Origin of the sequence: Bradyrhizobium sp. CCBAU 51745 (assembly GCF_028128715.1) — a bacterium.
Lineage (GTDB): Bacteria > Pseudomonadota > Alphaproteobacteria > Rhizobiales > Xanthobacteraceae > Bradyrhizobium > Bradyrhizobium manausense.
Map to the genome: position 1 here is coordinate 104511 of NZ_LBJP01000078.1, position 14887 is coordinate 119397.

Below are 14887 nucleotides of genomic sequence, written 5' to 3' on the forward strand. Positions count from 1 at the left end.
GGAGTGCCGATCTCGTTCACGCAACCGAATTCGGTGGCTATGGGTCCTGGCCTTCGCCAGGACGATAGCGGGGGGTTGGGGCGCCTATCCGGGCCGCCCTCACGGCTCGTTGGCAAATTTCAGCTTTCCGGCCGGCTTGAGCGTGTGGGCATCGAAGGTGCGGATCTCGGTGACGCCGCCGATATCCAGGGTCACCACGAGGCGGTCGCCGGCAACGCCCGTGGAGACGATTTTGGCGCCTTTCGGCAGGGTCGCGATGACGTCGCCCGTGGGCTCGGGCGCCCTTCCCTCCGACTTGAAAAGGCGGTAGCCCACCGCGATCAGGACGGCGCAGACGGCCAGCGCCGTGGTCAACCCCGCGATCAGCATCATCCGTCGCACCCGCGCGAACAGCGCGGCCTGCTCGGGGGTCGGTTCGGGAACAACGGTATCAGACGTCGTCATGGAAAGCCTGGGTTCAGCGCAGAGATTGGAAGTCGTGGTCGAAGGCGACGAGGGCTCGGCCCGGCTCGACCGCGTGCTGGCGGCGCGCCTGCCGGAGCTGTCGCGATCACGGCTGAAAGCCCTGATTCTGGCGGGCGCGGTGAGCCTCAAGGACGCCGAGATCCGCGACCCCGCTTATCACGTCGCCTCAGGCGATACGATCAGAATCGACGTGCCGGAGGCAGCCCCGCCCGAGCCCAAGGGCGAGGATATCGCTCTGGATATCGTGTTCGAGGACGACGACCTCGTCGTTATCAACAAGCCCAAAGGCCTGGTTGTGCATCCCGCTGCCGGGCACGAGACCGGCACCTTGGTGAACGCCCTCATCGCCCATTGCGGCAGCTCGCTGTCGGGCATTGGCGGAGTGCGCCGGCCCGGCATCGTGCACCGACTGGACAAGGACACGACGGGATTGATGGTGGTTGCCAAGAACGACCTCGCACACGCCTCGCTCACCGCCCAATTCGCCGATCACGGCCGGACGGGTGCGATGCGGCGCGGCTACATGGCGTTCGCCTGGGGGCTGCCGGGCCGGCATCGCGGCACCGTCGATGCGCCGATCGACCGCCATCCGCATGCCCGGGAAAAGATGGCGGTGCGCCAGGACGGCCGCGAGGCGGTGACGCATTGGGAGTTGCTGGAGAGTTTTAACGGCCGCGACGGCAAGCCGGTCGCAGCGCTGCTGGCCTGCGAGCTCGAGACCGGACGCACCCACCAGATCCGCGTCCACCTCGCCCATATCGGTCACCCCCTGATGGGGGACGCGGTCTATGGCCCGCATTTCAAGACCAAGGCCAACCAGCTCGGACCCGAGTCGCAAGCCGCTTTGACGGCGCTTGGGCGGCAGGCTCTGCATGCCTATCTGCTGGTACTAGAGCACCCCAGAACCGGAGAACTTCTTCACTGGGAGGCAGCTCTACCAGAGGATTTGCTTCTCCTTGAAAGCGCTCTGAAAGCGGCGCTATGACGCAGGGGCTTTAAGAAAAGCGTTACATTACAAAAAGTTATAGCTGCCACACGGGGACGTGACGTCAGCAATCCTTCCCTTTTTGACCCCCGATGGGGTATATTGCGCCTGCGTTGGAAGTGACCAACGTGGAACATCGCAGGTACGACCGGCTTTAACCAAGCGGTCGTCTGCCTGGCCCGCCGCTATCGGGGGCCTGAACCTTTGGAGGGCTTCATAATGGCCCGTACCGCTGCTTTGCCGGTCCTCAATGGAGAATCCGGCCTCTCTCGCTACCTCGCCGAGATCCGCAAGTTCCCGATGCTGGAGCCCCAGCAGGAATACATGCTCGCCAAGCGTTGGCGCGAGCATGACGATCGCGACGCGGCACATCAACTCGTCACCAGCCATCTCCGGCTCGTCGCCAAGATCGCCATGGGCTATCGCGGCTACGGCTTGCCGATCTCCGAGGTCGTCTCGGAAGGCAATGTCGGCCTGATGCAGGCGGTCAAGCGCTTCGAGCCCGAAAAGGGCTTCCGTCTCGCCACCTACGCGATGTGGTGGATCAAGGCGTCGATTCAAGAGTACATCCTGCGTTCCTGGTCGCTCGTGAAGATGGGCACCACCGCGAACCAGAAGAAGCTGTTCTTCAACCTGCGCAAGGCGAAGAGCAAGATCAACGCGCTGGACGAGGGCGATCTCCGTCCCGACCAGGTGAAGGTCATTGCCAAGCGCCTCGGCGTCACCGATCAGGACGTGATCGACATGAACCGCCGCCTCGGTGGCGACGCGTCGCTCAACGCGCCGATCCGGGACGACGGCGAGGCCGGCGAATGGCAGGACTGGCTGGTCGACAATACGCCCAACCAGGAAGCCATGATGGCGGAGCACGAGGAATATGACCATCGCCGTGACGCGCTGAATGGCGCCATGGGCGTGCTCAACCCGCGCGAACGCCGCATCTTCGAGGCCCGCCGCCTCGCCGATGAGCCGATGACGCTGGAAGACCTTGCCGCCGAGTTCGGCGTGTCGCGCGAGCGCGTCCGCCAGATCGAGGTCCGCGCCTTCGAGAAGGTGCAGTCCGCGGTCAAGGGCACGATCGCGAGGCAGGAGCAGGCCGCGCTGGAAGCCGCGCACTAAGCGCGGCGTTTCCTGCGCCAGGAATTGGCGGATCGAGATTGACGAAAAGCCGGCGGTAACGCCGGCTTTTTGTTGTGTGAGCCGCAGTATGGTCGCCCGTTGTGCCGGCGAGGCTGTTGAACGCAGGTGACGGCTCGACCGACCAAAGATTGTCGGACCCTATCCAGAGAACGGACACGCATTGTGTCGATCATCCTGCAATCCACCGTCGGCGGCTTCTCCGCCCAGTTCATGCGCAAGCTGCCGCTGGTCGAGCAGGCCATGCGCGACCACGGCTTCGATCCGGCAGAGTTCGTGATCTCCAAGGACTATGCCTCGACCGCGACGATTCCGTTGATGCGCCCGTTCTTCTTCAATTACAGCGTCTATTTCGGCGAGGAGGAATTCACCGTCACCGAGCCTAACGACATGGTGTTCCTGGATTACTTCCTCAAACGCGTGCTGGCCGCGGACGGCCCGCCGGAATTGCCTGAGCAGCCGGGATTGATCCGGCGCCTGTTCGGCTGGATGGCACAGCCGGTGTGAATGTCATTCCGGGGCGCGCGCAGCGCGAGCCTGGAATCCATCAGGCGACGGAGTTAGTGGATCAATGGATTCTCAGATGCGCTATTGCGCATCATAGTTCGCGACTTCGTCGCGCCGCAGAATGACAGCGCTACTCCCCCCAAATCCTTGCCAGCGTCGCGAGCCAGCAGCCTTCGCAATAGCGGGCGTCCTTGAAGTCGATCCAGTTGTGGGCATAGACGTGATCGAGCGGGATGCCGTAGCGCGCGCGCAGGACCTGGACCAGGATCTTCCAGGCCGCGACCTGCGCTTCGGTCGGACCGATCGCGACATCGGGATAGTTGCCGGCGAACTCGACGCCGATCGAATTGTCGCGCACGACCTGATGATAGGTCGTGCTGTTGTTGATGTATTTGTTGTCGTTGCGGTTGGCGCCGTCGGTGTGGGTCGGCACCAGATTGTCCGCGACCGACCAATAGACCGTGCCATCGGTCTCGACCCAGACCATCACGCCACGCCGGGTGGGATTCTTGAACTGCTCCTGCGCGCCGCCGCGCGCCGAGCCTGATGGACCTTCGGTCTGGTGCACGATGATGTTGCGCCAGGGATGGGCGTTCGCGACATCGCCCCACGGCGCCAGCCAGACGATCTTCAGCCCGGGAATATCGGGCGTGCCGCTGCTGCGCGCGAGCTTTGCGAGCTCGGCATCCATGGCAGCGGCAGGGACGATCAGGAAGGCGGCGAGAACCGCCGCAACGAGGCGAGATATCATCACAGGATCCAACAACGGACCCCAGCGTAGCAGATTTACGCGAATTTGCGCGCGGGTTCGACCGGCTCGGGCGAGAGCGGCGGGGCCTGATCGTAGATCGCAAAATCGTTCTTGCCGTTCTTCTTGGCGGCATAGAGGGCATGGTCGGCGTGGGCGATCAGCCTGTCCGGGAACTGGCCGATGCCGCGATCCCATTCCGCAACGCCGATCGAGATCGCGATCGGTATGTCGTTGCCCGAGCAACCGGCGGCGTCCTGGCGGCAGACCTCGAGGATGCGGCGGGCGATCAGCGCACCCTCGCGCAACGACGAGGACGGCAGCACGACGCAGAACTCGTCGCCGCCGGTCCGGGCGAGCATGTCGCCGGGCCGGAGGCGCGTCTGCGCCATCAGGGTGAAGTGCCGGAGGCAGGCGTCGCCCGCGGCGTGGCCATAGGTGTCGTTGATGGACTTGAAGCCGTCGAGATCGATCACCAGCAGCGAGAACGGCTCACCGCTGCGCTCCGAACGGGCGCATTCCTCGGACAGGCGCTGCAACAGATGGCGGCGATTGGCGACGCCGGTGAGATCGTCGAGCAGCGCAAGGTCGGCGACCTCGTTGCGGAGGCGATCCATCGCCATCAGCAGGAAGCCGAAATTGAGCGTCATCGACAGGAAGAGCAGCACCAGCACCATGACGGCATGGTTCTGACCGCGCGCGACTGCCGAGAAATCGCCGCCAAGCGCGTTGCCGACCGTACGGGCCACGAACACCGCGATCATGGTGAGGATGACGATGCCGGCAAGCCGCGCGCCGGGGCTGGCGCGGCCCTCCGGCGGCGACAGCAGCAGGCGCAACGACAACACCAGCGGCCAGCCCTGGCCGATGGTGTAGCAGAGCATTCGCAGCTGCATCTGGTCGAAGCCGAACTTAAAGAACATGACACCGGCGAGACTTGCGATCGCGGTCGCGGTCATAAGGCGCCAGGACGCCCGCCGATCGTAGAAACGCTGAATGCCCGCAGCCGCAAAACAGCTCGCGGCAATGATGCCGGCAGCCCCGAACAGCAGCGGCACCACGGAATTGACGAACAGGCCGGTCAATGCCGTGCTCGCGCCGGCTGCGCCGACGAAAGCCGACGCCATCCAGAACCGTGCAGCTTCGAATTTCGGATAAGAGCGCGTCACATAGGCCCAGATCAGACCGAGCGCCGAGAAGTTGACGACGAAGACCATCCAGAGCGTCGGTACGTTCAGCACGGCGGCCGCGATACGCGCAGCGTGCCGCCCCCTGTCTCCAGCAGAAGTTCGTCCATGACCCGCCCCCGCGTTCTTGCGGAGGATCATGCGCTGGTTGCACTTAACGGAACCTCACTGCGATTGTCGAAAGCGCGCCCTTGGTTTTGGATTCATGAACGCAGCGTCTCGGTTATCGATCGTTAGGCACGTCGCCGGGGTCGAGGCGCGATCGCGTCGACGCCGACCGCGAAGCGGATTCGCGGGCCAAAATCACCTGAAAACGCATCTGAGCTGTGGATAACGTGATGACGCAGATGTGACAGCGCGGGGCATAGACGCGCGAATCTGCTGAGTTCGTCAACGAGGATGTTGCGAGGCTGGCCCTCCGCCGAGCGATCCTCGTGTCGCGTTTCACCATTAACCCTTAAGAGGATCCTATGGCTAAGAAAGCGAAGAAGGCGAAGAAGGCGACGAAGAAAAAGGCCAAGAAGGCCGCGAAGAAGAAGTAGCGCGGATGTTCTTTGCCCGGGTGGAGCATGCTCCGCCCGGGCGTCGGCAAAGCTACAGGCGACAAGGCTAAGAGAGTTTGAAGACGGCGGGCGCGAGGCCCGCTTTTTTATTGGCTACCGCTCGGCGAAGGCCAGCTTGGCACCCAGCAAGGCGAAGCCCGCCGCAAAGGAGCGGCGCAACCAGGCCATCACGCCGGGACGGGAGATGACGCGCTCGCGCACGGAGGCGGCGCAGAGGCCGTAGATGACGAACACCACAAAGGTCATCGCCATGAACGCGCCGCTCAATTCCAGCATCCGCGCCAGCATATGCGCTTCGTCCACCGCGATGAACTGCGGCAGGAAGGCGAGGAAGAAGATCGAGAGCTTGGGGTTGAGGATGTTGATCAGGAAGCCGGTGACGATGACGCGGCCGCCCGAACGTTCCTTGATCTCGCCGTCGACCGCAAGCGCCCCCGTCTCCCGCAGCGCCTGCCAGGACATGTAGAGCAGGTAGGCCACGCCGCACCATTTCAGTGCGGCAAAGGCGAGCGCGCTGGTATGGAGCACGGCGGCAAGCCCGAGCATCGCAGCACACATGTGCGGCACGATCCCGAGCGTGCAGCCGAACGCCGCAGCCACACTGGCGCGCGAGCCGCGCGTCAGTGCCGCAGCCAGGGTGTAGAGCACGCCGGTGCCGGGCGAAGCGACGACGATGAGCGAGGTGAGCAGGAAGGACCAGGACATGCCTCGTCCCTACCACCCCTGCCGCTTGCCGAGAAGTCACGACACGGTCAGCGCTGCCGCGCCGGGCGCGCCTCAGTTCAGCTGGGCGAGCTCGGCTTCGCGCAACACGTCCAGCGGCGCCCAGGGCTTGGCCCAGAATTTTGCACCGGCGGGCAACGCCTGCACCAGGGGGCGGCCGGAGGTGACGACGACGTCGAGCTTCGGATTGCGGTCCTTGGCGACATGCGCCAGCTCGACGCCGTTCATGCGACCGGCCAGCTGCACGTCGGTCAGCATCAGGCAGAGCGCGCCGGCGTTCTTGTCCAGCACACGCTCGGCGGCCTCCGCGCTTTCGCACTGGATGACCTGGTAGCCGCTCTCCTCGAGCAGGAGGCAGAGCATCTCCCGCTGCATGAGGTCGTCTTCAACGACGAGGGCGGTGGCACGAAATGGTTCTGATTGTCCCATCGGCGGCTCCCAATGCTTGCCTCCGTTCAAGTAACGCATGTTAAAGATGGAGCGGGACAACGGTTCGGTTCCAAACTGAAAAAATGTAAATCCTTGTTCCCGCATGCGGGGCTTGACGGGGGGCCATCATGACAACGATTCGCGGCGCGGCGGCTATCACGGGGGCGGCCAGCGGCATCGGCCGCGCGCTCGCCATCGAATTCGCTCACCGCGGCTGCGACCTCGCGCTCGCCGATCGCGACGAGGCCGGGCTGAAATCGCTGGCCGCCGAGATCGGCGCACAGCGCAAGATCAGCGTGCATCGCGTCGATGTCAGCGAGCCCGATGACATCGCGCAATTCGCAGCCGAGGCCGTCGCTACGCATCCCGCGCTCAACATCGTCATCAACAATGCCGGCGTGGCGCTGATGGGGACGTTCGAGGAGATCGACCAGGCGCAGATGGACTGGCTGTTCGACATCAATTTCTGGGGCGTGGTGCACGGCACCCGCGCCTTCCTGCCGCATCTGAAAACGCAAGCGGAGGCGCATGTCGTCAACATCTCCTCGATCTTCGGCATCATCGCGCCGCCGGGGCAATCAGCCTATGCGGCGGCCAAGTTCGCGGTACGCGGCTTTTCCGAGAGCGTGCGGCATGAGCTCGCGGTCGCTCGCAGCCCGGTGCGGCTCTCGGTGGTGCATCCCGGCGGCGTCGCCACCTCCATCGCGCGCTCCTCGCGCACCGGGGTCGGCGTCACCGACAATGCGCGCCGCGCCGAGGCGATCGAGCGGTTCGAACGTGCTGCAAAGACGACGCCAAAGGACGCGGCGCTGCGCATCATCAGGGGGATCGAACGCAATGAGCCGCGCATCCTGATCGGCAACGATGCGAGGTTCATGGACCTCCTGCAGCGCTTTCGCCCGGGCACGTATTGGGCGCCGTTGCAGCGGCGGCTGGAGAAGCTGGGGAAGTAGGTCAGGGACGCGATGGCATCGCCTCATTCTCCGCTGCCGCAGGGTGGGCAAAGCGAAGCGTGCCCACGACTTTCCGGCGACGGATGGGAATGGTGGGCACGGCGCTTTGCGCCTTTGCCCACCCTACGAGACCTACGAGCGCGCGTATGGGGCTACTGCCCCACCAGCCGGTCGGCAAAATACCCGATCGTCTTGCGGTAGACCACCGCCCTGTTCCACTCGCGCATGGCCTCGAAATTGGCCGAGCCCTCGCCATAGGGCTGGCCCATCTTGAAGCCGTTCGAGTGCAACAGGTTCGCGGTCGAGGCCAGCACGTCGGCGACGCTGTGGCGGAGGTCGACATGGCCGTCGCCGTCGAAATCGACGCCGTATTTGATGTAGGACGACGGCAGGAACTGGGTCTGGCCGATCTCGCCGGCATAGGCGCCGATGAGGTCGCGCAAGGGCAGGTCGCCCCGTTGCACGATCTTGAGCGCAGCGAGCAGCTCGCCCTGGAACAGCTCGGTGCGGCGGCAATCATGCGCGAGCGTCGCCAGCGTGCGGATCACAGGCAGCTTGCCCATGTCGCCCTTGCCGAAATCGCTCTCCAGCCCCCAGATCGCAACCAGGATCTGCCTGGGCACGCCGAACTGCTGCTCGATGCGCGAGAGCAGCGCGGCATGGCGCTGCAAGAGCGCGCGTCCGCCATTGATGCGGCCGGGGCCGACGCGGGTCGAGACATACTGCTCGAAGCTCTTGTTGAAGGTGTAGCGCTGGCGCCGGTCGAAGGCGAGCACGGCGCCATCCTGGGTGATGCCGCCGAATGCCGCACTGGTCACGGCGGCCGAGACGCCGGCTCCTTGCGCTTCCGCAGCCATGCTGGCGATGAAGCTGTTGAAGTCGCCGCCGCAGCGCGCGGCCTTCGCCGACCCGCCGGCGAGACAAACCATGACGGCGGCGGCGAGAAGCGGTCTCAACATTCGAAAGATTCCTCATGGCGTGGCGCGAAACAGAAGGCGATCATGCCCGGGAACGCGGGCACGGTCAAAGCAGCAGGTTTGATCCGCATCAACGTGCCTCACGCTCCTGTTCATAAATTCGAGCAAACGGTGCGCCTGCCGAGGAGATCAGCCCATGACCGGAATCACCCTGACCACCGACCAGATACGCAATGCACCTGCGCCGGTGCGGCAATGGATCGAGCAGGAGGTCATCACTTCGCTCGGCCTGACACCGCGGGCGCCTGCGGCCATCCCGGCTCAAGCCGCCCATCTCGTCGCCTGCAGTGTGGACGACGTCGCCGGCGTGCTCGAGCACATCCGCGGCACCTTCCCGGCGGTGAACGTGCTGTTCGAATTCGGCCGGCCCGGCATCAATTACGGACAGCCCGCGGTGATGACGTTCCGCCTCATGGACATCCTGCACCACACCCGGCTGCAACAGATCGAGCAGGTCATGACCTGCCTCGAAATGATCAACCAGGCGCTGACCGTGGTCAGGAAGGACCCGTCCGCGCGGTTCTGCGGCTTCGACAATGAAGGCCATTGCCTGATCGCGCCGCAGACGCAGGCCAGCATCGCAACGCTCTGGCAGGACATGATGGCGCGTCAGCAGATGCAGCAGACCAAGGCGGACGACCACATCGCGCCGGCGGCGTGAGAGCCTGCAGGGCGTGCGACCAGCTGCGCCGAAACAGAAACCGCAAAACAACCCCATGCACAGTAGGAGCCGGGCCACAACAGGATGCTCTTTTTCCGAATTTCGGTTTGACCCGTCGGGCAAAACAGGAGTATGGTGTCAGCATCGCAGACTCCGGGCGTAGGCGCCTGCCCTCGCAACGATCCTGCGATGCGTCGTGCGATCCACCATCACCACATCCCGCCGCAGCATGATCGCTGGGCTTAATCCCGGTCACCGCACCCGTTCTCGCTGCATTGCGAGAGCGCAGCAGGATGAACGAATTATTTCTAATATCCAAGCATCTGCTCTCGGGATCACGGGAACCCGCTTGTGACATCTTCCGCATTCTGATGCGCTGGCTGCGACATCGTCGCCATCACGATTTGCCTTGCCATCATGGCGCACAAGCGATAGCTTTCTATCTCAGGTTGTCGCCCTGCCAGCCCCGGGCCGACGCTGAGGACCCCAAGATAAGCGGCGGGCTTATCGGCCCGCCGCTTATTGAGGTGATGGGCCGCGCGCAGATATCAGGACGCTGCTGGCCGACGACAAGCCCTATCCATGAGCTCCGCCGGTATTCGGGTCGCGAAGAACGTCGACTTCCCGCGCGAAGTCATTTGACTGCGGCGCCCTGATCGACGACAAGCCGCCATGGCCAAGAAACCCGGAACCAACCCGAAAGGCGAGTTCGCCTTCTTCAACGTCGTCTACGAAGACGGCTCGCAACGCTCCAACCGCCGCGTCCCCAGCGAGCTGCTCGGCGGCCTCGACGGCGACGAACCCGCGCGCAACTTCATCAGGGAGCAGGACCGCGAGATCGCGGAAAAGAGCGGACGGCCGGCGCTGGAGATCGAGCGGATCGAGCGGGTGGGAGCGAAGAAGAAGTAGGCTGGCAAAGGCACAGTGATATTGGACTGAATCAAGCGGCCGGGCTCGGTGCACCTCTCCCGCTTGCGGGAGAGGTCGGCGCAACGCGCCGGGTGAGGGTTCTCTCCTCTGGGGGAGTGTCCCGTTGCGGAGAAACCCTCTCCCCAACCCTCCCCCGCAAGCGGGTGAGGGAGCGCACCTCCCTTGTCGCGGCAAATGACCTCATCTCATCGCGCTTCAAGCGCGCTCACCAGCGCCCGCACCATCTATTCCAAGCAAACAGCAGGTCGGCAAAACGGTCGTAGACAAACCGCGTGATCGGCAGCACCACGCGATTGCCTGAGAGCGCCGCAAGCCACCCCTCGCCGGGCGTCATCCGCCACAACGCGATCGCGACGTCAGCGCCGACGACGAGCCGGCTGGCCCCATCTGTCGCATGCTCTCGATCATAGAGACGAGGGACATCGAGAAGCTTGCGGCAGCGGTTGCGCAAGCAAAATCCGAGGATGTAGGCGGATTGGCAACGATGGCGTCGGCCTTCTTCAACTTCAATCGCAAACGCCTTATTGCTGTCGCCTCTCAACAGCTCTTGCCTTCCGTCCGGGAGGGCGGAGCATTCGCGAATGACGGCGGACTGATGGCCTACGGTCCGAGCTTTCCTGACATGTATAACATCAAGACTGCGAAGGCGTTTGGTATCACGCTGGCTGGCAGCCGTACGAAATCGTCGCGCGTCTCGATGGCTGGATTTGCGATCCAGAGGACGAAACTCGCATCCCCCCGGTCGTCGCCGCGATGATCGCCCGCGCGATGCTGCAGCCCAATGATGACACCGTCCTGCGATCCATGCGCGCATGGTCGCGTGGCACAAGAGGTTCTGCCCAATGAGTGAACGTATTTCGGCCGAGGACGACCACGCTGAGCTTGCGACCGCCCTAGCGGTGATGATCACAGCTCGGTCGCTCACGTGCTTGCGAGCGTTTATAGCCAATGCGTTGAGCTGATGGCCGGGAAAGCCGCCGAATCAATGCTGCTGGGCGACGGCGATCCTCAATCGCCGGTCGATGATCTCAGGCAGGCGCGTAAGTTGGCCCTGTTGTTCTGCAAAACCGAGGAAGGCATCGAGAGCCTCTTGGAGCACTGCGATGTCGCCGCACGTGATCTGTTGATGCCCTACGGCGATCTCCTGATGGCGTTGTCCATTCTGCTGAGGATCAAGCGCACGCTCGACGGCGCCGAGATCGACAAGATCATCGGGGAGTTCGAGGCGCAGAAGGCGCTGGCGGTCGAGCATAGGCGGCGCGAGAACTGGCGCAAGCGCGAGTTGGTGGCCGAGCGTTTTCGAGCGGAATGTGATCACGCCAATGCCATAGCCTCGTCACAGTCTGCACCAGATCGGATGCAGTAATCGACGACATCAACGATCAGAGCGCACCGCGGACGTACCCGGCCTCATGATCTTGAAGGGCCCCGACGTGCAACATCGTCGGGGCCTTTGCTTGACGCGTTCAGGCGCTATTTCGCGGCCTGTTTGCTCGGGTCATCGGCCGGGTTGACATAGTTGATAGCGAACGGCCCGGGTCCGGCGATCTGTACCACGGTCTCCTCAGTGGTCCAGGCATAGTGGTTCATGCCTGCTGGCATTTCGACGAAAGCTCCGGCCTTGAGGGACTGCCCCTTGTCCATGTCGAGCTTGTCGCCGAGACCTGCTCGGAAGTCACCCGAGATCACCGTCACGAACTCGTCGGTGGGGTGGTTATGAGCCGGGACTTTGTAATTGGCCGGCATCTTGAGCCGCATCGTGAACAGCCCCTCCTTGCTGGGATCACCAGCGATGACGGCGAACTGCGCGCCGGGCGGGATGGTCGGTGGAGCGGGACCCCACTTGATGTCTTCCACGTTGACCGGAGGCTTCATTTGCATCTCGGCGGCGTGCAGTGCCGGCAGGATTTGTGCTGCTGCTAGGACAGCAAGGCCAGAAGCAACAGCAAATGGTGCGATTGAATGCTTCATTTCCTTCCTCCTTGGCTTACTTCTCACTTCACTCGCAACAAACCGGGGGCACGAACCCCTTGCAAGCCCGTCCGATACGATCGCGCATTTCCGATCGACCGCCTCAATGCCGATGGATGCGGAAATCGGAGTGCTTACCTTTCGGACTTGCAATCAACTTACTATGTTCATGCATTAGGGTCACGGCCTAGCTCACTGGATGACCTTTAGGTAAGCTGTTCCAGTAGCGGACCCACTTACGGCGAGGGCAAGCCATCGCTTTCGGCTAGTTCAACAGCTCGCGTTCCATCGCAGACGGTTTTTCACCTTGATCCAGTACTTGCTCCGACCGCCCTGATAGGCCGGGTGGTGTCGCTTCGACACCAATCCTTCAAGACCCATGTTGCAGGCGGCGCGGAATAGATCAGGCCGAAGCTCGCCCGTTCAAAGGGATTGATGAAGACGCCCTCGGGGCGTCGCCAGCAGACGCTCCAGGTTCGTCTTTCGCATCGACAGGGTTAGCATGCGGAGGTCGTCACCGCGCCCGGCTGGCACAGTTGAGCCCTTGGTCCGTAGGCAATAGTCAAATGAACGCATGTGGGAAAATAGCCATTCGCGGGCCCGATTGCGAGATGAGCTTGGGCGCGCCGTCAAAAGCGGGCGGCCAGGGCTACCATCTTGGCGGCAGATCAGGAGTGATTTCGCTTTCGACGCTCTCACTGATCGCCCGCTCAACCTCCGACGCGAGCACGGTAAGATGCTCAGCCAATCTGGTGAATAACTCACGCTTCTTCGGATCGGTCGCTAGGTCGCGGATAAGGGCGCACTCGGCGGCGCCCCGCTGTAGCTTCTCTAGCTGAGCCTGCATGTCCTTCATCTGCGGCCCCAATGTTCTCTTATAGGAACATTACAAAGAACGAGTTTGGTTCACAAGTGAACAGAGGGGGGGCCTGATTGGGGTTAGCCTAGTGATGCACGGCGCACGTTCTGCCGTGTGCGCCGGCCCATCGGACCGCCGGCCAATTCGGCTCCAGCCCCGCGAGTGGCCGGCTGGTCCGAGGCGACTTTGCGCAATATCAAAACGAGTTCGTTTACTCTGGCTAGGCTGCTCACGTAGCCGAACAACCTCTTGTCGGGCTGCTGAGGTTATGAGGTCCGGGCTCCTAGGCACACCGGGCCTCGCCTTACTGCTTATCCCCGTCGCCATGGCTTGCAAGGTCCCGCCATGCAAGTGCGACAGGAGGCTCGACATGTTCACCAAAGATTACGCCGACGATCTCAGCGCGACCGTGCGCTATGCACTAGAGACCACTCGTGCAGTCGCACTCTGTCCTTTCCATTCCGAGGTCACCATCCGCATCGGTGATGATGCAGCCGAGAGCCATGCCTTCGAGCGCGCCAAGAAGGTCGTCAAGAGCGATGGTGCGAATTGGGAGCCGAAAGTCCTTAGGGAAGAGATTGGACGGCAGCTCAGTGAACTCGCAGACGGCACTTGTCCCCTTTGCGCGTCGCATTGAGCCGCGATGCAAAAGAAAACTCGCCCGAAAGCGGGTAACGCAAGGTAGCATGATGGATGATCAATCAGTCAGAGACACACGCCTCACCCACGGTCCACAACCAAGTTTAGAGGCATTGCTATTGCGCTGTTTGGGCGGAACATTCTCTTTCGATCAGGTGTGCTTCTATGGTCGCCATACTGACGCTGCGCTCAGGCTCGCGCGCGAGATTGGGCGCGGGTTTGGCCTATAGGCCCGCATTGATTGCCGAGACAACTTTTCGCCGAGCCTCAACGTGCAGCGCGATCGTCGTAGCGGCTACTTCTTCAAAAGTATTCGCATCGTCCGCGCCATTCGCCTCACTGATCCGGCGTGGCGGCCCAGCTCGGCCGCTATCTTCGATGCGCCTACTCTTGCCCGAGCCAACTTGATCAATTGCTGGATCTCGCGATCGGCCCATTGCTTTGGCTTCGGTGTTTTCAATAACGCCCCCCAAGCTGGTCCCATTTAACTGGTCGTCCGATTTCGAGCACTTGGGAAATTTACGGGTGGGATCATTCAGCTCGGCCCAGCTAGTGGACCAGAGCGCTACGATCGCACAGGCGAAACCGCCCGCCACCAGGATGCCGGGGCTAGTGACCAGATCAATTGACCAGTGGTGGCCAACTAGGGCGTGTCATGGCTCATTGGCTCTGCCCGGGTTTTCATCCGTTGGCTTTCGCTGTCGTTGAGCGTATTCGGCGCCCCATCCAAGCCCTAGGGTAACCGAGATTAGCGAGCCGAACAGCATGCCGAGCTTCGCCGCATCTGGCAATGAAATATGGCCTGCCCACCATTACTTGGTGGACGGACCTCGTCGAAAATGAGCCGGTATTTTTGGCCTATGCGCCAGATTGGCCATATTATCTCGGTCTCTGGGCAGATGATGTTGGCCAGGCTCTCAACGGAGTGGCACCGGCCGACATTCCTATCCAACAGCCAACGAAACTTATACTCGCAATCAACCTCAAAACCGCGAAGGCCCTCGGCCTCACCATACCACCGGCATTGCTCGCCAGCGCCGACGAGGTGATCGAATAGGATGCGCGCGGATGTCGGGTTGTGGCCCATCGCTTCCATTAGGGCGTTGCGGCGAGATGTCCGGGATCGGGGGTAAAGCGGAAGCGCCCAGCGCTG

At 62.8% G+C, this 14887-nt stretch carries 18 protein-coding genes; 9 read left to right on the forward strand and 9 right to left on the reverse strand.

The window, feature by feature from the left end:
* Window positions 1-99: 99 nt before the first annotated feature.
* Window positions 100-444, reverse strand: a complete 345-nt coding sequence (locus XH98_RS20955; RefSeq protein ID WP_271598373.1) for a hypothetical protein — start codon at window positions 442-444, stop codon at window positions 100-102.
* Here XH98_RS20955 and XH98_RS20960 point away from each other — a divergent pair.
* The 3 genes from XH98_RS20960 (at window position 443) to XH98_RS20970 (ending at window position 3094) form a co-directional block, all read left to right on the forward strand.
* The gene (locus XH98_RS20960) at window positions 443-1450 is read left to right on the forward strand and encodes an RluA family pseudouridine synthase (RefSeq protein ID WP_271619758.1); all 1008 of its coding nucleotides are present in this window, start codon (window positions 443-445) and stop codon (window positions 1448-1450) included. The genes XH98_RS20955 and XH98_RS20960 overlap by 2 nt on opposite strands.
* Before the next feature lie 219 nt (window positions 1451-1669).
* Window positions 1670-2569, forward strand: coding sequence for an RNA polymerase sigma factor RpoH (gene rpoH / locus XH98_RS20965; RefSeq protein ID WP_057747064.1), 900 nt, complete (start codon window positions 1670-1672; stop codon window positions 2567-2569).
* Window positions 2570-2752: 183 nt separating this feature from the next.
* Window positions 2753-3094 carry a hypothetical protein gene (locus XH98_RS20970; protein WP_271598371.1) on the forward strand — a complete coding sequence of 114 codons (342 nt, stop codon included), beginning with the start codon at window positions 2753-2755 and terminating at the stop codon, window positions 3092-3094.
* A 130-nt stretch (window positions 3095-3224) separates the two neighbouring features.
* On the opposite strand, the gene XH98_RS20975 is transcribed toward XH98_RS20970, so the two are convergent.
* From XH98_RS20975 to XH98_RS20990, 4 genes are all read right to left on the reverse strand, one after another.
* Window positions 3225-3845 carry a peptidoglycan recognition protein family protein gene (locus XH98_RS20975; protein ID WP_271619759.1) on the reverse strand — a complete coding sequence of 207 codons (621 nt, stop codon included), beginning with the start codon at window positions 3843-3845 and terminating at the stop codon, window positions 3225-3227.
* 35 nt (window positions 3846-3880) lie between these two features.
* Window positions 3881-5083, reverse strand: a complete 1203-nt coding sequence (locus tag XH98_RS20980; protein WP_271619760.1) for a GGDEF domain-containing protein — start codon at window positions 5081-5083, stop codon at window positions 3881-3883.
* A gap of 602 nt (window positions 5084-5685) precedes the next feature.
* On the reverse strand, window positions 5686-6297 hold the full coding sequence (locus XH98_RS20985; RefSeq protein ID WP_271619761.1) for a LysE family translocator: 612 nt from the start codon (window positions 6295-6297) through the stop codon (window positions 5686-5688).
* 72 nt (window positions 6298-6369) lie between these two features.
* Window positions 6370-6744: a response regulator gene (locus XH98_RS20990; protein WP_057747088.1), complete on the reverse strand. Its 375-nt coding sequence runs from the start codon at window positions 6742-6744 to the stop codon at window positions 6370-6372.
* A gap of 128 nt (window positions 6745-6872) precedes the next feature.
* On the opposite strand from XH98_RS20990, the gene XH98_RS20995 reads away from it, so the two are divergent.
* Entirely contained in the window at window positions 6873-7697 is an 825-nt protein-coding gene (locus tag XH98_RS20995) for an SDR family NAD(P)-dependent oxidoreductase (RefSeq protein WP_271619762.1), read from the forward strand.
* 152 nt (window positions 7698-7849) lie between these two features.
* Here the strand turns inward: XH98_RS20995 and XH98_RS21000 are convergent, their stop codons facing one another.
* Window positions 7850-8656, reverse strand: coding sequence for a lytic murein transglycosylase (locus tag XH98_RS21000; RefSeq protein ID WP_271598367.1), 807 nt, complete (start codon window positions 8654-8656; stop codon window positions 7850-7852).
* A 154-nt stretch (window positions 8657-8810) separates the two neighbouring features.
* Here XH98_RS21000 and XH98_RS21005 point away from each other — a divergent pair, with 154 nt between their 5' ends.
* Together XH98_RS21005 and XH98_RS21010 are read left to right on the forward strand one after the other, a co-directional pair.
* Window positions 8811-9335, forward strand: a complete 525-nt coding sequence (locus XH98_RS21005; protein WP_271619763.1) for a hypothetical protein — start codon at window positions 8811-8813, stop codon at window positions 9333-9335.
* A gap of 672 nt (window positions 9336-10007) precedes the next feature.
* Entirely contained in the window at window positions 10008-10244 is a 237-nt protein-coding gene (locus tag XH98_RS21010; protein WP_057747080.1) for a hypothetical protein, read from the forward strand.
* A 226-nt stretch (window positions 10245-10470) separates the two neighbouring features.
* Here XH98_RS21010 and XH98_RS21015 read toward each other — a convergent pair whose 3' ends face one another.
* Window positions 10471-10806, reverse strand: a complete 336-nt coding sequence (locus XH98_RS21015; RefSeq protein ID WP_271619764.1) for a DCC1-like thiol-disulfide oxidoreductase family protein — start codon at window positions 10804-10806, stop codon at window positions 10471-10473.
* Window positions 10807-11226: 420 nt separating this feature from the next.
* Between XH98_RS21015 and XH98_RS21020 the strand changes: the two genes are divergently transcribed.
* Window positions 11227-11631 (forward strand): hypothetical protein, encoded by a 405-nt coding sequence (locus XH98_RS21020; RefSeq protein ID WP_271619765.1) that lies wholly within the window; start codon window positions 11227-11229, stop codon window positions 11629-11631.
* Window positions 11632-11738: 107 nt separating this feature from the next.
* Here the strand turns inward: XH98_RS21020 and XH98_RS21025 are convergent, their stop codons facing one another.
* Together XH98_RS21025 and XH98_RS21030 are read right to left on the reverse strand one after the other, a co-directional pair.
* Window positions 11739-12236: a cupin domain-containing protein gene (locus XH98_RS21025; protein WP_271598362.1), complete on the reverse strand. Its 498-nt coding sequence runs from the start codon at window positions 12234-12236 to the stop codon at window positions 11739-11741.
* Window positions 12237-12885: 649 nt separating this feature from the next.
* Window positions 12886-13092: a hypothetical protein gene (locus tag XH98_RS21030; protein ID WP_271598361.1), complete on the reverse strand. Its 207-nt coding sequence runs from the start codon at window positions 13090-13092 to the stop codon at window positions 12886-12888.
* Between the two features lie 373 nt (window positions 13093-13465).
* Here XH98_RS21030 and XH98_RS21035 point away from each other — a divergent pair, with 373 nt between their 5' ends.
* Both XH98_RS21035 and XH98_RS21040 read left to right on the forward strand, forming a co-directional pair.
* The gene (locus tag XH98_RS21035) at window positions 13466-13732 is read left to right on the forward strand and encodes a hypothetical protein (RefSeq protein WP_271619766.1); all 267 of its coding nucleotides are present in this window, start codon (window positions 13466-13468) and stop codon (window positions 13730-13732) included.
* A gap of 792 nt (window positions 13733-14524) precedes the next feature.
* Entirely contained in the window at window positions 14525-14791 is a 267-nt protein-coding gene (locus XH98_RS21040) for an ABC transporter substrate binding protein (RefSeq protein ID WP_271619767.1), read from the forward strand.
* The last annotated feature ends 96 nt before the right edge of the window (window positions 14792-14887 follow it).